General features: G+C 64.9%; 15 protein-coding genes. 7 read left to right on the forward strand and 8 right to left on the reverse strand.

The annotated features are described in order from the left end of the window. Positions 1–60 precede the first annotated feature (60 nt). Complete coding sequence (rfbA, locus tag AC22G6_RS18145) at positions 61–948, forward strand: glucose-1-phosphate thymidylyltransferase RfbA (protein WP_108951285.1); 888 nt, start codon at positions 61–63, stop codon at positions 946–948. Then, entirely contained in the window at positions 948–1,493 is a 546-nt protein-coding gene (gene rfbC, locus AC22G6_RS18150) for a dTDP-4-dehydrorhamnose 3,5-epimerase (protein ID WP_487367940.1), read from the forward strand. The genes rfbA and rfbC overlap by 1 nt, the downstream gene beginning before the upstream one ends. Positions 1,494–1,589: 96 nt before the next feature. On the opposite strand, the gene cysN is transcribed toward rfbC, so the two are convergent. Next, positions 1,590–3,500: a sulfate adenylyltransferase subunit CysN gene (gene cysN, locus AC22G6_RS18155; RefSeq protein ID WP_487367941.1), complete on the reverse strand. Its 1,911-nt coding sequence runs from the start codon at positions 3,498–3,500 to the stop codon at positions 1,590–1,592. Then, positions 3,500–4,411, reverse strand: coding sequence for a sulfate adenylyltransferase subunit CysD (gene cysD, locus AC22G6_RS18160; RefSeq protein ID WP_487367942.1), 912 nt, complete (start codon positions 4,409–4,411; stop codon positions 3,500–3,502). The genes cysN and cysD overlap by 1 nt, the downstream gene beginning before the upstream one ends. 263 nt (positions 4,412–4,674) lie before the next feature. On the opposite strand from cysD, the gene AC22G6_RS18165 reads away from it, so the two are divergent. From AC22G6_RS18165 to AC22G6_RS18175, 3 genes are all read left to right on the forward strand, one after another. Then, positions 4,675–6,126 (forward strand): mannose-1-phosphate guanylyltransferase/mannose-6-phosphate isomerase, encoded by a 1,452-nt coding sequence (locus AC22G6_RS18165; protein ID WP_487367943.1) that lies wholly within the window; start codon positions 4,675–4,677, stop codon positions 6,124–6,126. A 199-nt stretch (positions 6,127–6,325) separates the two neighbouring features. Then, positions 6,326–6,853 (forward strand): PAS domain-containing protein, encoded by a 528-nt coding sequence (locus AC22G6_RS18170; protein ID WP_487367944.1) that lies wholly within the window; start codon positions 6,326–6,328, stop codon positions 6,851–6,853. A 19-nt stretch (positions 6,854–6,872) separates the two neighbouring features. Further along, on the forward strand, positions 6,873–8,360 hold the full coding sequence (locus tag AC22G6_RS18175; RefSeq protein WP_487367945.1) for a methyl-accepting chemotaxis protein: 1,488 nt from the start codon (positions 6,873–6,875) through the stop codon (positions 8,358–8,360). Positions 8,361–8,452: 92 nt separating this feature from the next. On the opposite strand, the gene guaD is transcribed toward AC22G6_RS18175, so the two are convergent. From guaD to fliF, 6 genes are all read right to left on the reverse strand, one after another. Beyond that, positions 8,453–9,769, reverse strand: a complete 1,317-nt coding sequence (gene guaD / locus AC22G6_RS18180; protein WP_487367946.1) for a guanine deaminase — start codon at positions 9,767–9,769, stop codon at positions 8,453–8,455. 129 nt (positions 9,770–9,898) lie between these two features. After that, positions 9,899–10,987, reverse strand: a complete 1,089-nt coding sequence (locus tag AC22G6_RS18185) for a BMP family ABC transporter substrate-binding protein (protein ID WP_487367947.1) — start codon at positions 10,985–10,987, stop codon at positions 9,899–9,901. 63 nt (positions 10,988–11,050) lie between these two features. Beyond that, a complete protein-coding gene (gene fliI / locus AC22G6_RS18190) occupies positions 11,051–12,451 on the reverse strand; it encodes a flagellar protein export ATPase FliI (protein ID WP_487367969.1) in 1,401 nt (466 codons plus the stop codon). Continuing rightward, positions 12,448–13,200 (reverse strand): flagellar assembly protein FliH, encoded by a 753-nt coding sequence (locus tag AC22G6_RS18195; protein ID WP_487367948.1) that lies wholly within the window; start codon positions 13,198–13,200, stop codon positions 12,448–12,450. Before AC22G6_RS18195 ends, fliI begins: the two co-directional genes overlap by 4 nt. 24 nt (positions 13,201–13,224) lie before the next feature. Further along, positions 13,225–14,226 (reverse strand): flagellar motor switch protein FliG, encoded by a 1,002-nt coding sequence (gene fliG / locus AC22G6_RS18200; RefSeq protein WP_487367949.1) that lies wholly within the window; start codon positions 14,224–14,226, stop codon positions 13,225–13,227. Next, positions 14,223–15,905 (reverse strand): flagellar basal-body MS-ring/collar protein FliF, encoded by a 1,683-nt coding sequence (gene fliF, locus AC22G6_RS18205; protein WP_487367950.1) that lies wholly within the window; start codon positions 15,903–15,905, stop codon positions 14,223–14,225. Before fliF ends, fliG begins: the two co-directional genes overlap by 4 nt. A 162-nt stretch (positions 15,906–16,067) precedes the next feature. Here fliF and AC22G6_RS18210 point away from each other — a divergent pair, with 162 nt between their 5' ends. Together AC22G6_RS18210 and AC22G6_RS18215 are read left to right on the forward strand one after the other, a co-directional pair. Beyond that, positions 16,068–17,240 carry a sensor histidine kinase gene (locus AC22G6_RS18210; protein WP_487367970.1) on the forward strand — a complete coding sequence of 391 codons (1,173 nt, stop codon included), beginning with the start codon at positions 16,068–16,070 and terminating at the stop codon, positions 17,238–17,240. After that, a complete protein-coding gene (locus AC22G6_RS18215) occupies positions 17,237–18,700 on the forward strand; it encodes a sigma-54-dependent transcriptional regulator (RefSeq protein ID WP_487367951.1) in 1,464 nt (487 codons plus the stop codon). Before AC22G6_RS18210 ends, AC22G6_RS18215 begins: the two co-directional genes overlap by 4 nt. Positions 18,701–18,706: the final 6 nt, after the last annotated feature.

Genomic DNA, 18,706 nt, shown 5'->3' on the forward strand with positions numbered 1-18,706 from the left:
CGCTTGATGAATGGCGCCACGGTGGACTCACCGGACGCGCCCTTGAAAGGCTGTGAAATCATGAGCGAACAACGCAAAGGCATCATCCTCGCGGGCGGTTCCGGTACCCGGCTGCATCCGGCCACGCTGGCCGTTTCCAAGCAGTTGTTGCCGGTGTACGACAAGCCGATGATCTATTACCCGCTGTCGACGCTGCTGCTGGCGGGCATTCGCGACATCCTGATCATCTCCACGCCTCAGGACACGCCGCGCTTTCAGCACCTGCTGGGCGATGGCAGCCAGTGGGGCATCAGCCTGAGCTACGCAGTGCAGCCCAGCCCGGACGGGTTGGCGCAGGCTTTCATCATCGGCGAACAGTTCCTCGCCGGAGGTCCGTCTGCCCTGGTACTGGGCGACAACCTCTTCTATGGCCACGAGTTTGCCAATGACCTGCGCGGTGCCGGTGGGCGCGGCGACGGGGCGACGGTGTTTGCCTACCCGGTGCACGACCCCGAGCGCTACGGCGTGGTGGAGTTCAATGCAGATGGACGCGCGATCAGCCTCGAAGAGAAGCCCGTCAAACCGAAGAGCCGCTATGCGGTGACCGGGCTCTATTTCTACGATGAGCGCGTGGTGGATATCGCGAAATCGCTGGCGCCCAGCCCGCGTGGCGAACTCGAGATCACCGACGTGAACAAGCAGTATCTTGAGTGGGGTGCGCTCGACGTGCAGGTGATGGGCCGTGGGCACGCCTGGCTGGACACCGGCACGCATGAGAGCCTGCTCGAAGCGGGGCTGTTCATCCAGACCATCGAGAAGCGACAGGGGCTGAAGATTGCCTGTCCGGAAGAGATTGCCTGGCGCGCGGGCTGGATCAACGACGAACAACTGCAGACGCTTGCTGTGCCGCTGGCAAAGAATGGCTATGGGCAGTACCTGAAGCGACTGCTCGAAGAAAGGGTGTTTTGATGAAAGTAACGCAGACTGCGATTCCGGAAGTACTGATCCTGGAGCCAAAGGTGTTCGGCGACAGCCGCGGATTCTTTCTGGAAAGCTTCAATGCCCGCACGTTTCGTGAAGTGACCGGGCTGGATGTCGATTTCGTGCAGGACAACCATTCCCGCTCCGGGCGTGGGGTGCTGCGCGGACTGCATTACCAGCTGCAGCAGCCGCAGGGCAAGCTGGTGCGGGTGGTGCGGGGCGCCGTCTATGACGTGGCCGTGGATGTGCGCCGCAACTCGCCCACCTTCGGCCAGTGGGTCGGTACCGAGCTGTCGGAAGACAACAACCGCCAGTTCTGGGTGCCGCCAGGCTTTGCCCACGGGTTCGTCGTGCTGAGCGAATCGGCCGATTTCCTGTACAAGACCACCGATTACTACGCGCCCCAGCATGAGCGCTGCATCATGTGGAATGACCCCGCGATCGGGATCGACTGGCATTTCGACGGCGAACCCTTGCTGTCGGCCAAGGACAAGGAAGGCAAGCCGCTGGCAGCCGCCGAGGTGTTCGACTGAACGCAAGTTCCCGGGTGTTGAGTCGCTGACATGCCTGGTGCCGTTCGCCCCGGCCGTGGTCGCAGACAATGCTGCCCAGAGCGGGGGCGAATTTACTTAGTGCCTTGGCAGAAAACCCCGTGCTTCGAGGGTCGTGATCACCAGATCGGCTGCCGCTTCAATCGACAGGTTTGTGGTGACGATGCGGATGTCCGGTGACTCGGGCGCCTCGTAGGGCGAGTCGATGCCGGTGAAGTTCTTCAGTTCGCCCCGGCGCGCCTTCCCGTAGAGCCCCTTCACATCGCGCTGCTCGGCAACCGCCAGCGGTGTATCGACGAAGACTTCGACGAATTCGCCTTCCGCGACCAGGTCGCGGGCCATGCGGCGCTCGGCGCGGAACGGCGAGATGAAGGCGGTCAGCACGATCAGGCCGGCGTCGGCCATCAGCCGTGCAACTTCGCCCACGCGCCGGATATTTTCGACGCGGTCGGCGTCGGTGAAGCCGAGATCCTTGTTCAGCCCCTGACGCACGTTGTCGCCGTCGAGCAGATAGGTGTGGCAGCCCATGGCGTGCAGCTTCTTCTCCAGCATGTTCGCGATTGACGACTTGCCCGCGCCCGACAGCCCGGTGAACCAGAGCACGCAGCTCTTCTGCCCCTTGATGGCCGAGCGGGCGTGCTTGTCGACGTCCACATGCTGGGCGTGGAGGTTGTGGGCGCGACGCAGCGCGAAGTTGAGCAGGCCCGCGCCCACCGTGTTGTTGCTGAGCCGGTCGATGAGGATGAAGCCGCCGGTGTCGCGATTGTCGGCGTAGCGGTCGAAGGCGATCTGGCGATCGAGGCTGAGATTGCATTCGCCGATGGCGTTGAGCTCCAGCTTCTTTGCCGCGATGTGCTCCAGGGTGTTGACGTTGATCTGGTGCTTGATCGACGTGATGGTGGCGGTGACGGTGCGAGTGCCGATCTTGAGCAGGTAGGGGCGGCCGGGAAGCAGCGCTTCCTCGTGCATCCAGACGATGGTGCATTCGAACTGGTCGGCGATCTCGGCCGGCGTGGCGGCTTCGGACATCACGTCGCCACGCGAGACATCGATTTCGTCGGTCAGCGTCAGGGTGACCGACTGTCCGGACACCGCGCGCGCGAGGTCGCCATCCATGGTGACGATGCGTGCAACCGTGCTCTCCTTGCCCGATGGCTGCACGCGGATGCGCGCGCCCGGGGCGATCGTGCCGCTGGCAATGGTGCCGGCAAAGCCGCGGAAGTCGAGGTCCGGGCGGTTCACCCACTGCACCGGCATGCGGAAGGGGGTGCGCTGCAGGCGGGTGTCGTCGACTTCGACGGTTTCCAGGTAGCCCATCAGCGTCGTCCCGTGGTACCAGGGCATGGCGTCGCTGGGGAGGATGATGTTGTCGCCCCTGAAGGCCGACATCGGGATGAAGGTCATCCCTTCGATGCCGATCCGGCCGGCGAAGGCGCGGTAGTCCTCGACGATCCTGTCATAGGTCTTCTCGTCGTAGGCAACCAGGTCCATCTTGTTGATTGCGACCACCACATGACGGATGCCGAGCAGGGTGACGAGGTAGCTGTGGCGCCGGGTCTGGGTGAGGATGCCCTTGCGTGCATCGACCATGAGAATGGCGACGTCGGCAGTGGATGCACCGGTAACCATGTTGCGGGTGTATTGCTCATGGCCGGGCGTGTCGGCAACGATGAACTTGCGCTTGTCGGTAGAGAAAAAGCGGTAGGCGACGTCGATGGTGATGCCTTGCTCGCGTTCGGCGGCCAGACCATCGACCAGCAGCGCAAAGTCGATGTTGTCGCCCTGGGTGCCGAATTTCTTCGAATCGGCTTCGACGGCGGCCAGCTGGTCTTCGAACAGCATTTTCGATTCGTACAGCAGGCGCCCGATCAGGGTGCTCTTGCCGTCATCCACGCTGCCGCAGGTGATGAAACGCAGCAGGCTCTTGTGTTCGTGGTGCTTGAGATATTGCTCGATGTCGCTGGCGATGAGGTCGGAGACGTGTGCCATCAGAAGTAGCCCTCCTGCTTTTTCTTTTCCATGGACGCCGCTGAGTCGTGGTCGATGACGCGTCCCTGACGTTCGGACGTGCGCGTGAGCAGCATCTCCTGAATGATCGCAGGCAGGGTGTCGGCCTCGGACTCCACCGCGCCTGTCAGCGGATAGCACCCCAGGGTGCGGAAGCGGACGCTCTTCATCATCGGGACTTCACCGGGCCTGAGCGGCAGGCGCTCGTCGTCGACCATGATCAGCGCGCCATCGCGTTCCACCACCGGCCGCACGGCAGAGTAGTAGAGCGGCACGATGGGGATGGCCTCGAGGTGGATGTACTGCCAGATGTCGAGCTCGGTCCAGTTCGAGATCGGGAACACGCGGATCGACTCGCCCTTGTGCTTGCGCGTGTTGTAGAGCTTCCACAGTTCGGGGCGCTGGTTCTTCGGATCCCACCGGTGCTGGGCGGAGCGGAAGGAGAATACGCGCTCCTTGGCGCGCGACTTCTCTTCGTCGCGGCGTGCGCCACCGAAGGCCGCGTCGAAGCCGTACTTGTCGAGCGCCTGCTTCAGGCCCTCGGTTTTCATGATGTCGGTGTGGATGGCCGAGCCGTGGGTGAAGGGGTTGATGTCCTTCTCGATGCCTTCCGGGTTGATGTGGACGAGCAGCTCCATCCCGCTTTCCTGCGCCATGCGGTCGCGAAAACCGTACATCTCGCGAAACTTCCAGCGCGTATCCACATGCAGGAGCGGAAACGGCGGCGGCGCGGGAAAGAAGGCCTTGCGCGCCAGGTGCAGCATCACCGCACTGTCCTTGCCGATGGAGTAGAGCATCACCGGCTTGTCGGCCTCGGCAACCACTTCGCGCATGATGTGGATGCTCTCGGCTTCGAGCCGCTGCAGATGGGTGAGAGTGTCTGCATGGGTCATGGTGGCGCACCTGCCTGTCGGGAATGAATCGGGAACCGGGTCGTGCTGCCGCGCTTGGGGGGCGGAGCCGGGTGCATTATGTGGCACTCGGCGCCGGTTTGTCCGGCGAGTGGGCTGCGGGCCGCTGCATCTTGCTGGTCAGCAGTGGGTACTTCTTCATGGCAATGTAATGCTGCATTGCAGTATGATTGCCCGCACAAGGATATTGCATTGTGCAGCTGATGCTGCCTGAATCATTCCGAACGTTTTCTAGGTGTCCGAATATGGCGATCAAGACGGTAATTCTTTCTGGCGGTTCCGGCACACGGCTGTGGCCTGCGTCGCGTGAGTCCTATCCCAAGCAGCTGCTGCCGCTGACCAGCGATCACTCGCTGCTGCAGGAAACCGTGGTGCGGCTCAATGGCTATGCGGGCGGCGAGGTGGATGCACAGCCGCTGGTGGTGAGCAACGAGGAATACCGTTTCATCATCGCCGAACAGATGCGCCAGGTGGGCGTTCGCTCGGCGCAGATCGTGCTCGAGCCGGTGGGCCGCAACACGGCGCCGGCGCTGTCGCTGGCGGCGCTTGCCGCGACGGCCGAGGGCAAGGACCCGGTGCTGCTGGTGATGCCGGCCGATCATGTGATCGTCGATGTGCCCGCGTTCCAGAAAGCCATTGCCGAAGGGGAGGCGCAGGCCGAGGCCGGTCGCCTGGTGACCTTTGGCATCGTGCCCGATCGCGCCGAAACCGGTTACGGCTATATCCGCGTCGGCCCACTGGCAGGTGACACCGACACCGCCCGCGTGCTGGCCGAGTTCGTCGAAAAGCCGGACGCTGACACCGCCACCCGCTACGTGGAGAGCGGCGAGTACTTCTGGAACAGCGGCATCTTCATGATGAAGGGGTCGGTGTGGCTGAAGGCGATGGCGCATTTCCGCCCCGATATCAGTGCAGCCTGCGATGCGGCGTTTGCAGGACGTTCGGTGGATGCCGACTTCCTGCGCGTGGACAAGGCCGCATTTGTCGCCTGCCCGTCGGATTCAATCGACTACGCCGTGATGGAAAAGCTGGGTACTGCGCCCGGGCTTGGCCAGGGCGTGGTGGTGCCGCTGTCGGCCGGGTGGTCGGACGTGGGCGCATGGGACGCGCTGTGGGCGGTGTCGGAGAAGGATGGCGACGGCAACAGCGGGCGTGGCGAAGTGATGTTCGAATCCAGCCGCAATACGCTCGTGCACGCGACGCACCGCATGGTGGCGGCGGTGGGCTGCGACGACATGGTGGTGGTGGAAACCGCCGATGCGGTAATGGTGGCGCACAAGAGCCGCACCCAGGACGTGAAGAAGGTCGTGGAGCGGCTCAAGGCCGAGGGCAAGAGCCTGACGCGCAGCCACCGCAAGGTGTATCGCCCGTGGGGCTGGTACGACTCGATCGACTTCGGCGAGCGCTTTCAGGTCAAGCGCATCGTGGTGAGTCCGGGCGCGACGCTGAGCCTGCAGATGCACCATCACCGCGCCGAGCACTGGATCGTGGTGAAGGGCACGGCTGAGGTCACCAACGGCGAACGTACCTTCCTGCTGGGGGAGAACGAATCCACCTACATCCCGCTGGGGCACACTCACCGTCTGGCGAATCCCGGCAAGGTGCCGCTGGAGATCATCGAGGTACAGTCGGGCAGCTACCTGGGCGAGGACGACATCGTGCGCTTCGAGGATACCTACGGCCGCGTGGCCGGGTGATCTTCGGGGGGCTCGCAGGCGCTCAGGCGGCGCGTCGGGGGCAGGCAAGGCGCACTCGCAGCAGGCCGGAATATGGAATCGGCGGTGTTTTTCGCACTGCCGATTTTTTTTGTGAAGTTTTGCGCAGATCTGCCGATAAACTCTTCAAGGCATGTGTCCTGATGACGTCGGGCGGTGCTTTCGAGACAGGGAGAGCGCAGTGAAAACAAAGATCGAACCGAACAGCCAGGAAGTGGTGCTGGGTTCGGGTGAAATGATCGTGAGCAAGACCGATCTGACCGGGCGTATTACCTATGCCAACCGCACCTTCATGCGGGTATCGAATTTCGCCGAGCGCGATCTGCTCGGCGTCCAGCACAACATCGTGCGCCATCCCGATATGCCGCGGGGGGTGTACCGCTTCATGTGGGAAACGCTCAAGAGTGGACAGGAATTCTTCGGACTGGTGAAGAACATGACCGCGGACGGCGCCTATTACTGGGTGTTTGCCAACGTGACGCCCGACCTTGATGCGAGCGGCCGCACGATGGGCTATTTCTCGGTGCGACGTCCGCCCCCGGCCGATGCCGTGAGGGCAGTGGTACCGCTGTACGAGGCGATGCTGCGTGCCGAGCGCGAGGCGGGTGCTGCCGATGCGCCGGATGCGTCAATGGCGCTGCTGCACAAGACGGTCGCGGATCTGAACACGACGTATGACAAGTTCGTGCTCGGGCTGTACAAAGGCTGAGCGCGGAGGGGACGGCAACATGGAACATGGTAATCCGCGGGCAGGCGTGAGCAAGCGCGCGCCCTTTCTCGACCGGCAGTTCTTGATCTATTGCATGGTGTTTGTCGGCCTGGTTGTGGCGATGGCTGGTTGGCAGGTCTGGATGTATGGATTCAGTGGCCCGGTCGTTCTGATTCCGGTAATCGCGATCGCGTTCAGTTTCTATGCGTGGCGGCATTTCCGGCGTCCGCTGGAGACCCTGCACCACATGCAGAAGGTCATTCTGGCCTGTCGCGACGGCGACCTTCACCAGCGCATCACGCATACATCCGGTCTGGGCGAGGTGGGTCAGGTGGCGTGGGAGCTCAACGAGTTTCTCGATCTGGTCGAGACCTATTTCAAGGAGATCACCACTTGCTTCCGCATGGTGGGTGAGGGGCATTACTACCGCCGGGCACTGGTGTATGGCCTGCCCGGCGAGTTCAAGTCTTCGCTCGAGCACATCAACGCGGCGATCCAGGGCATGGAAGAGAATGCCGCCTTCGTCGCGCAGCATCGGCTCGGGGCACAGCTGCATGCACTCAATACGGTCAACCTGTTGCGCAACCTGAAGGGCAATCAGTCCGACCTGATCAAGGTGTCGACCGAAATGGACGGCGTAATGGGCATTGCCGAGGAGAACCGGCAGGGCGCAACCCGTAGCCACGAGGAAGTGAGCCGGATCGGTGCGGCGCTGGAAGGGATCAACGAGCGCATGCAGGCCATGACGGCTGCGGCGGGCGAACTGGGTGAGGCGAGCGTGACGATCCGTCGGGCGGTGAGCATCATCTCCGAGATTACCGACCAGACCAACCTGCTGGCGCTCAATGCCGCGATCGAGGCCGCGCGCGCGGGCGAAGTGGGACGCGGTTTCGCGGTGGTGGCCGACGAGGTGCGCAAGCTGGCCGAACGGACCAAGGCGGCAACGACCGAGATCAGCCACATTACCGAGGGCTTTCGCAGCCGGGTGGAGGCGATGGTCGAGCAGACCGCCGAGGTTGGCGAGCAGAGTGCATTGGTCAGCGGTAACGTGTCGACCTTCCGCGAGCGTTTCGCCGCGGTGGCAACATCGGCCGAGAAGACCATTTACCACCTCGACCGCGCCAAGGACTTCTCGTTTGCCTCGCTGGTCAAGATGGACCACATCATCTACATGCAGAATGCCTACGTGTCGATGGAGGCGAAGGGCGAGGGTGAAGAGGCCGATGCGATTCTGGTCGATCACCGCCAGTGCCGCCTCGGCAAGTGGTATTACGACGGCTCGGGGAAGGTATTGTTCGGTGCGACGCGCGCGTTTGCCGACCTGGAGAAGCCCCATGCACGCGTCCACAGTTCGGTGCATGCCGCGCTCAAGGGCATCCAGTCTGACATGGTCAACGCAGACGAAACCCGCGAGGCCATCGTGGATGCGATGGAGAGCGCCGAGGCGGGCAGCCACGACGTGATCCGCCTGATCAGCCGGATGGTGGAAGAAAAGCACCGCGTCTGAACGCGGCTGCCGCCTAGGTGAAGACAGGCGCTCATGGCGCCTGTTTTTTTGGTTGGCCGGTATCGTGGTGGCCGATGCGGCCCGTCAAGGGCCTATGTCGTGCCGGCCTCGAAAGCGCATTCGCCGAGGACGTGGGTTGCGGCCACGCAGCGGTCGTCACCGAGCATCATCAGCACGAACAGGCGTTCGGACAGGCTCGTTGCCGCGGCCATGCGACGGGCAAAGAGCGGTGTGGCGGCGGGGTCGATGACGACGAAGTCGGCCTCCTTGCCGGGTTCGAAATTGCCGATCCGGTCGTCGAGATAGAGGCTGCGGGCGCCGCCCAGGGAGGCGAGGTAGAAGGCACGCTCGGCTGACAGGCGCTGTCCGTTCAGCTGCAGAACCTTGTAGGCCTCGTTGAGCGTCTGCAGCATCGAGAAGCTGGTGCCGCCGCCGACGTCGGTGCCGATGCCGACGCGCACGCCGAGGGCGTGCGCGCGATCGAGATCGAACAGGCCGGAACCCAGGAACAGGTTCGAGGTGGGGCAGAAGCTCATCGCCGAGCCGGTGCTCGCCATGCGCTCACGGTCGGTTTCATCGAGCCAGATGCAGTGTGCGTATACGCTGCGCTCGCCGAGCTGGCCGTAGCGTTCGTACACATCGAGATAGCTTCGTGCTTCGGGATAGAGCTCGGCGACCCAGGCCACCTCACCCCGGTTTTCGGCGACATGCGACTGCAGATAGACGCCGGGATGCTCGGCAAAGAGGCGTCCCGCAAGTGCCATCTGTTCGCGGGTCGAGGTTGGTGCGAAACGCGGCGTGACGGCGTACAGCAGGCGGTCGCAGCCGTGCCATTTCTCGATCAGGGCCTTCGAGTCGGCGTAGCCGGTTTCGGCCGTGTCGGCGAGATAGTCCGGGCAGTTGCGGTCCATCAGCACCTTGCCGGCGATCATGCGCATGCTGCGCTGGCGGGCGGCTTCGAACAGGGCATCGACGGACGCGGGATGCACGGTGGCAAAGGCCAGCGCGGTGGTCGTGCCGTTCCTGAGCAGCTCGTCGCAGAAGAAGTCCGCCACCTCGCCGGCGTGCTCCGGATCGGAGAAGCGGGCCTCGGTGGGGAAGGTGTATTTCTCCAGCCAGGCCAGCAGTTGTTCGCCATAGCTGGCGATGATGTCGGTCTGGGCGTAATGGATGTGGGTGTCGACGAAGCCGGGCAGGATCAGCTTGCCGCGGTAATCGGTAATGCGCGCATCGGCGGGCAGCTTTGCCAACATGGCCTCGGCCGGGCCGCATTCGCTGATGAGCCCGTCGACGATGAGCATGACGCCGTCAGGCAGGTGGATGAGCGCGGCGTCGCCGGCATCGGCCGGATCTGCGGTGAAGTGGATCAGCTCGCCGCGAACGGCGTGCACACGGCGGGTATCGGTCATTTTTCGCGGGAAATGAAAGCGTGAACGCGGACCTGCGGATGCGCAGTCGGGGCACAGCAGGCCCGCACGTGCGCAGGCCCGCACCGACCGCTTACAGGCGCAGCAGGCACCTGTAAGCGGAGGGAAGACTTACTTTGCGTTCGGCAGGCGCGAAGCCACGCCTTCGACGAAGAAGTCCATCTTGCCCAGGGCGACGTCGTCCATGACCGCACCCTTGGCGAGGCGCTCCTTGCCGGCCTGGTCGACGATCGGCCCGGTGAAGGGGTGGAAGCTGCCGGCCTTGAGCTTGCCTTCGATGCCGGTGACGATGGTCTTTACGTCGGCGGGAATGGCCGGGTTGAGCGGTGCGAGGCTGACCATGCCTTCCTTGTAGCCGCCCCAGATGCTCTCGGGCTTCCACGTGCCGTCAGCGACAGCCTTGGCCGTGCGGGTGTAGAACTCACCCCAGTGGTGCGTGGTGGCGGTGAGGTGTGCCTTGGCGCCGTACTTCGACATGTCGGAGTGGTAGCCGAAGGCGTAGATGCCTTTCTCTTCGGCAGACTGCACGACGGCGGTGGAGTCGGTGTGGTGGGTCAGCATGTCCGCGCCCTGGCTGATCAGGGTCATGGCGGCTTCGCGCTCCTTGCCCGGGTCATACCACGCGTTGGTCCAGATCACCCGCACTTCGGCCTTGGGGTTGACGCTCTTCGCGCCAAGGGTGAAGGCGTTGATGCCTTGCAGGACCTCGGGGATGGGGAAGGCGGCGACGTAGCCGAGCACATTGGTCTTGCTCATCTTGCCGGCGATGACGCCGGTCACGTAGCGGCCTTCGTAGAAGCGGGCGTTGTAGTTGCCGAAGTTCTTGCCCATCTTGTAGCCGGTAGCGTGCATGAAGGCCACATTGGGGAACTGCTTGGCCACGCGCTCGACGTAGTTCATGTAGCCGAAGCTGGTGGCGAACACCACCTTGTTGCCACTGGCGGCAAACTCGCGGATCACGCGTTCGGCGTCGGCGCCTTCAGCGACGTTCTCGACGTACTTGGTTTGCACCTTGGCGCCCAGGGCCTTTTCCATTTCTTTGCGGCCTTCGTCGTGCTGGAAGGTCCAGCCCGCATCGCCGATCGGACTGACGTAGACGAAGCCGATCTTGGTGGGCTCCTCTGCAAGTGCGCCGAGAGGCAGGGTGGCGGCAACGGCGAGTGCAGCGGCCGAAAGCATGAAGTGGCGGCGTTGGGTCATGCAGGTTCTCCTTGCGGTCATTGGCAGACAGTACTGGCCTGAATCATAGCGCGTGCTGCGTGCTCAGTTCCCAGAGAAAAGCTGATTGAGCTTATTGACAGCGCCGATATAGTCCTCGCGCTCGTCGATGCGCTGCTGCAGGAAGGTTTCGAGGCTGGGGTAGGCCTTGACCGCGAGATCGAGCATCGGATCGCCCCCGGCCTGGTAGGCGCCGACGGCAATCAGGTCGCGCGAGCGCTGGTAGCGCGAGAACAACTGCTTGAAACGACGCACTTTCTCGAAGTGGTCGTCGCCAACGATGCTGTGCATGGCGCGCGAAATGGATTGTTCGACGTCGATCGCAGGGTAGTGGCCCTGATCGGCGAGTGCGCGCGTGAGCACGATGTGACCGTCCAGAATCGCGCGTGCCGAGTCGGCGATCGGGTCCTGCTGGTCGTCGCCTTCGGCCAGCACGGTGTAGAAGGCCGTGATCGAGCCGCCGCCGTCGGGGCCATTACCCGCGCGTTCGACCAGCGCCGGCAGGCGGGCGAAGACGGATGGCGGGTAGCCGCGGGTGACCGGAGGCTCGCCGATGGCCAGCGCAATCTCGCGCTGGGCCATGGCGTAGCGGGTGAGCGAGTCCATGACCAGCAGCACCTGCTTGCCCTGATCGCGAAAATACTCTGCGATGGTGGTGGCGTAGGCCGCGCCCTGCAGGCGCATCAGGGGGCTGGTGTCGGCGGGGGCCGCGACCACCACCGAGCGTTCGAGACCAACCGCCCCGAGGCTGTGCTCGATGAACTCCTTCACCTCGCGACCGCGTTCGCCGATGAGGCCGACCACGATCACCTCGGCTTCGGTGTAGCGCGCCATCATGCCGATCAGCACCGACTTGCCGACGCCGGAGCCGGCGAACAGGCCCAGACGCTGGCCGCGGCCGATGGTGAGCAGGCTGTTGATGCAGCGAATGCCGACGTCGAGCGGGGCGCGAATCGGCGCACGGTTGAGCGGGTTGATCGGCCGCCCCTGCAGCGAGCGGGTCTCTGCCGTGTGCAGGGGGCCGAGCGCGTCGAGCGGACGTCCCGCGCCATCGACCACACGCCCGAGCAGGGCGTCGCCCACGGGCAGGTGCTTGGCACGGTCGGAGGCGCGGCGGCGCGGGCCGAGCGGCTTGCCGGCAAGCAGTCGCGGCTGGCTGGTTTCCATCGGCAGGACCTGGGCGCCGGGGGCGAGGCCGAACACGTCGTCGGTTGGCATCATGAACAGGCGGTCGCCGTTGAAGCCGACGACTTCGGCTTCGACGTAGCCGCCGCCGGGCACCATCACCTTGCAGCCCGAGCCGAGCGGCAGCCGCAGCCCGGCGGCCTCCATCACCAGACCGTTGATGCGGGTCAGGCGGCCTGCGCTCTGGAAGGGGGTGACGCCCTCGACCAGTTGCTGGCCGTCCTGCAGGAAGGTGCGCCAGGTTTCGCCGTGGCGCTTCATTCCGCCTCCGGCGGCGTCCATTCGGCCTCGTCCTTGCCCAGGCTCTCGAGTACGCGACGCCAGCGCGTTTCCATGGTGGCGTCGATCTGTGCGCCCGAGGCTTCGACCCGGCAGCCGCCACGGGCAATGCTCTCATCTTCGACAAGGCGGTGGCCGCCATGGCTGAGCTGTTCGCCGAGGTGCTCGCGGGCAAGGGCGAGGTCTTCCGGATTCAGGCGGATCTGGGCGTGGGACTGGGGCAGTTGCTGGAGCGCGGTGCGAATGGTTTCGATGACGCTCTCGGGCTGGCTTGCGAGGGTGTGCTGGAGCACCTGGCGGGCAACCTCGATGGCGAGCGCGAGCAGTTCGTCTGCGACTTCCTCGTCGATTTTCGCCATGGCGGTGTCGAGTTCGTCGGCGAGCGCGGCCAGGCGTTCGGCTTCGGCTTCGGCCTGCGCCTTGCCTTCGGCGTAGCCCGCGTCATAGCCGTCCTTTTCGCCGGCGGCACGGCCCTCGGTGAAGCCTTCGGTGTGTCCGGAGTTGCGCGCTTCCTCATGCATGCGCTCGATGTCGTCGGCGGTGGGGAGCTGGAAGCCTTCGGGCAGACTGGGGTCGAGCGCGGGTTCTGGCTCCGGCACTGCGACCGGTTCCGGTTCTGCCTGCGGCTTCTCCCGCGCGGCCGGTTCGGCTGCGGCCTTGGCGTCCGCATCGAATGCGGTCGGTTCCCAGCGGCGGTAGGCGCCTACCGCCTGATGGCGCGAAATGCTCATGGCCGTGTGCTCGCTGTCGCCGCGTTAAACGAAGCCATCGTCGCCGCCCTTGCTCGCCATCATGACCTGGCCTTCCTCTGCCAGGCGACGGACGATCTTGAGGATCTCCTTCTGCTCGGCCTCGACCTCGGACAGGCGCACCGGTCCCTTGGCTTCGAGGTCTTCGCGCATCATGTCGGCCGCGCGGCTCGACATGTTCTTGAAGATCTTCTCGCGCAACTCGGGCGCCGCGCCCTTGAGCGCGATGATGAGGGAGTCGGACTGCACTTCGCGCAGCACGGTCTGGATGCCGCGGTCGTCGATGTCGAGCAGGTTCTCGAACACGAACATCTCGTCGAGAATCTTCTGCGCCAGGTCCGGGTCGTAGTCGCGCACGTTGTCGATGACCGCAGTCTCGGCACCGGAGCCGACGAAGTTGAGGATCTCCGCCGCATGGCGAACCCCGCCCATTGCCGCTTTCTTCGACGTCGAGGCGCCGGCCAGCATGCGGCTGAGGGCCTCGTTGAGCTCCTTGAGCGCGGTCGGCTGGACGCCGTCGAGGGTGGCGATGCGCAGCATCACGTCGTTACGCAGGCGGTCGTTGAAATGCTTGACGATCTCGCCGGCCTGGTCGAACTCGAGGTGGACCAGAATGGTGGCGATGATCTGCGGGTGCTCGTTCTTGATCAGGTCGGCGGCCGTGCCCGCGTCCATCCACTTCAGGCTCTCGATGCCGGCGGTGTCCGAGCCCTGCAGCACGCGCGAGATGATGTGGGCCGCGCGTTCGTCGCCGAGCGCCTTGGTCAGCATCTCGCGGATCTGCTCTTCGTCGCCGTGGATCGGCGAGCCCTTGCCGAAGTGGGTGTCGAGCTCTTCCAGGATGGGGGCGACCTTGCTGCGCTCCTGCGCCGGCATGGTGGCCATCTTCATGCCCAGCTTCTGCACTTCGCGCGGGCCCAGATGCTTGAGGACCTCGGAGGCCTCGTTGGGGCCCAGGGTGAGCAGCAGCAGGGCGGCTTTTTCGGTTCCTTCTTCGGGTGTGGTCACTTGCGACCCTCCTCATTGACGCCCATCCATTCCTTGATGAGGTTGGCCACCATCTTCGGATCGGAGCGTGCCATTTCGCGCGCACGAGCAAGGCGGGCTTCGTAGCTGTCGCCGGTGGCCGCGCCGGAAAGGCTGACCGTGGCGTCCTCTTCGCCTTCCTCGCCGGCGATGCCTTCTGCCTCTTCTTCCTCCTCCTCGCTCTTCTTCGGCGCGACGGTGCGCATCAGCGGGCGCACGACGGCAAAGTAGGCAAAGAGGATGGCGGCGAGCACGACCAGGTACTTCAGGCCTTCCTTCCCGAGATCAAGCATCTCGGGGTCTTTCCACAGTGGCAGCTCGGGCTCGGCGGTGTCGGTGATCGCAAACGGGCTGCTCGCAACGTTGAGGGTGTCGCCGCGTCCCTCGTTGTAACCCATGGCTTCGCGGACCAGGTTGGTGATGCGGGCGATCTCCTCGTCGGTCGGCGGCACCACCTGCGGGTCACCGTTGGGCAGCGTGGTGTTGCGATGGTTCACCACCACCGCGACCGACAGGCGCTTGATCTGGCCGAGCGACTGCTTGACGTGCTGCACCGTGCGGTCGAGCTCGTAGTTGAGCACGGCACTGCGGTTGCTGGTGCCCGGCTGGGTGCCGGTGGCGTTGGTCTGTCCGGCGACGGCAGGGGTGGTGATCGGTGCGGTGGCCGGGGCCGGCGGCTGGTTGGTGAGCGCGCCGGGCACGCCCTGCGCACCGGCGTCGCGGGAGAGCTGCTCGGTGGTCTGCTGGCTGCGGATAGCCTGGTCGGGCGAGGGATTGGGCTTGTAGGTCTCCGCGGTCTGCTCGACCTGGTTGAAATCGACGTCGGCGGTGACCTGGGCGCGGAAGTTCCCCTTGCCCACGAGCGGCTCGACGATGGTCTCGATGCGGCGGATGAAGCTGGCTTCGACTTCGCGCACATATTCCAGTTGCGTCGGGTCGAGTCCGGCCTGGCGCAGGGGGTCGGACTTCATGGTGAGCAGCTCGCCGTTCTGGTTGACGATGCTCACGCCGGATTCGCTCATGCGCGGCACGCTGGACGACACCAGGTGCACGATGCCGGCGATCTGGGTGGCATCGAGCACGCGCCCGGCGCGCAGTTTCACCATCACCGAAGCCGTGGGCTTCTGGTCGTCGCGCAGGAAGGCGGTCTGCTTGGGCATGGCCAGGTGCACCCGTGCGCTCATGACCGAGGCAATCGACTGCACTGTGCGCGAGAGCTCACCTTCGAGTGCGCGCTGGTAATTGACCTGTTCATTGAACTGCGACACGCCGAGCTTTTGCGTATCCATCAGCTCGAAGCCCACCATGCCGCCCTTGGGCAGGCCTTCGGCGGCAAGGCGCAGACGCACGTCGTGCACCTGATCTTGCGAAACCAGGATGGAGCGGCCATCGCTCGACATCCGATAAGGCACGTTCTGCTGCTGCAGGGCGGCGATGATCTGGCCGCCGTCGCGCTCTTCCAGGTTGGAGAACAGGACGCCGTAGTCCGGACCGCGGTTCCACATCAGCACGCCGACGACCAGCGCGATGGCGAGGCCGAGCGCCACGGCTGCCGCCAGCTTCTGTTGCTGCGACAGGGCGTTGATGTTCTGCAGGATCTGCTGCAAGCGCGCGTTCATGGCGCTGGCAGGCGTCGCGGCAATCGTATCTGCTGTAGCCATTTTGGAATTCCCGGTGCTGCCCTTTATGGATGGCAGCATTGTCTGCCCGCGCGGGCAAGCCTCTTCGATGAATAAGCGGCATTTTTTGCCGCCTGTTTGCCGGTTACCATACGCTTGTCAGCACTTAGAGTGCCAGTCGTGAAAATGGAGCATTCGCCGATGATGCCGACGACCGCCGATAACGCCCAACCGCCAGGGGAAGCCGCCCCGCCGCTGGATGCTGCCCAGCTGGCCGAGGCCTTTGCGCTCTTCAGTCGCGCGTCGGAAGAACTGTCGACCGCCTACAACGCCCTGCAGGGGCAGGTGGTGCAGCTGACCGAGCGCCTGACGGTGCTGATGGGCGCGTTGCCGGCGGGGGTGGTGGTGGTGAACCGTGCGGGCGAAGTGGTTCAGGTCAACCGTGCTGCGGAAGTTCAGTTCGGAACCAATCTCGTCGGCAAGGTCTGGGATGAGGTCGCAGGCGTATTGCAGACCACCGAGACGCCGGGCGAGCTCACCATCGAACGTCCCGAGGGCGCGCGGCGCCTCGCCATGTCGGAAACCGCGCTCGAGTCCGGCGAGGAGCGCATCCTGCTGCTGCACGACGTCACCGAAACCCACCGCATGCGCCTCGCCGCCGAGCGTAACGAACGCCTGGCGGCGATGGGCGAGATGGTGGCCGGGCTTGCCCACCAGTTGCGCACGCCGCTTGCTGCCGCGCTGCTGTACACCGGCAACCTGCGCCAGCCCGAGCTCGGGCCGGTGGAGCGGGCCAAGGTGGCGGAGCGCGCCATCGAGCGCATGCGTTACCTGGAGCGCCTGATCCGCGACATGCTGCTGTTTGCGCGCGGTGACAGCCTCGGGCGGCAGGACTTCGGCGTCTGCGATCTCGCGGCCGAGCTCGCGCACACCCTGGAACCTTTGGCGCGGGCGCGTCAGGTCGAGTTCTCCAGCGCCTGTGAATGCGGTGCGCTGACCGTGCATGGCGACCGCAAGGCCGTGGGCGGCGCGCTGACGAATCTGCTGGAGAACGCAATCCAGGCAACCGAGCCGGGCGGCAAGGTGAGTTGCCAGGTGTTCGTCGACGACGGAACGCAGGGCAGGGAGGTGCGTTTCGTGGTCAGCGACACCGGCCGCGGCATCCCGCCTGAAGTGCAGACCCGCCTGTTCGACCCCTTCTTTACCACCCGTGCCGAGGGCACCGGCCTTGGCCTGGCGATTGCCCGCGGCGTGGCACGCGGGCATGGCGGCGACATCGCGCTGAGCTCCACGCCCGGCACCGGCACGACCTTTACCCTGACCTTGCCCCTGGGCGCCACGAATGGCGCGACTGCGGGCGGAGCGCGCGCATCATGATCGAACATCTGAACATCCTCGTGGTCGAGGACGACGACGCACTGCGCGATGCAGTGTGTTTCACGCTTGAAATGGCGGGCCATGGCGTGACCGGCGTCGACGGCGGCCCGTCCGCGCTCGCCGAACTCGAGCGCCAGTCCTTCAACCTGGTGGTGTCAGACCTGCGCATGCAGCCCATGGACGGCCTGCAGCTGCTGGGCGAGATCCGCAGCCGCCTGCCGCAGCTGCCGGTGCTGCTGATGACGGCCTATGGCGACGTGGACAAGGCGGTGGCAGCCATGCGCGGCGGCGCCTGCGATTTTCTGATGAAACCCTTCGAGCCCGAGGTGCTGCTCGAGAACGTGCGCCGCTATGCCGCGGTGCAGCCCGAGGCCGACGACACCGTGGCCGAGGACCCGCACACCCGCAACTTGCTGGGGCTGGCCGCGCGCGTGGCCGAAACCGACGCCACGGTGCTGCTTACCGGCGAGTCCGGCACCGGCAAGGAAGTCTTTGCGCGCCATATCCACCACCACTCGCCACGCGCACGCGCGGCCTTCGTCGCCATCAACTGCGCCGCGATCCCCGAGAACCTGCTCGAAGCCACGCTGTTCGGCTACGAGAAGGGCGCATTCACCGGGGCGCAGAGCGCCCAGCCGGGCAAGTTCGAGCAGGCGCAGGGCGGCACCATCCTGCTCGACGAAATTTCGGAAATGCCGCTGGGCCTGCAGGCCAAGATGCTGCGCGTACTGCAGGAGCGCGAAGTGGAGCGGGTGGGCGGCAAGAAGCCGATTCCGCTCGATATCCGCGTGCTCGCGACCAGCAACCGCGACATGCTCAAGGAGATCGCCGCCGGGCGCTTCCGCGAGGACTTGTACTACCGCCTGAACGTGTTCCCGCTCGGGATTCCGTCGCTGCGCGAACGGCCGGGCGACATCGTGCCGCTGGCGCGTCACTTCCTGCAGCGTCATGCCCAGCGCGCCGGGCGCCAGGCACGGTTTTCGCCTGAAGCCGAAAGCCTGCTGCTGAGCTATGGCTGGCCGGGTAACGTGCGCGAGCTCGAGAACACGGCGCACCGGGCGCTGATTCTGACCGCTGGCGACACCGTGAGTGCGGAGACCATCCGCCTGTGCCTGCCGCACTGGACGGGCGAGGCGGCGGCGCCGCCTGCGCCGGCGACGTCACCGGCTGTTTCGGCCCCGCCTGCCGCCCCGGCTGCTTCGGGATTCGGTGCCGGATATGTATCGTCACCGGCAATAAGCGGCAATCAGGCGGCAAGTTTTGCCGCTTCTGCCGCCCCGGCACCGTCCGAGGCTGCCGCGAGGCCGGCAAACATGAAGGACCTGGAGCGCGAGCACATTCTCGGAACGCTGCGTGAAATGGGTGGTTCGCGCAAGAAGACAGTGGAAAAACTCGGCATCTCGGAGCGCACCTTGCGCTACAAGCTGCAGCAGTACAGGGATGAAGGCCACGACGTGTGAGTGGAT

Source organism: Parazoarcus sp. PS-13 R2A (genome assembly GCF_057621855.1).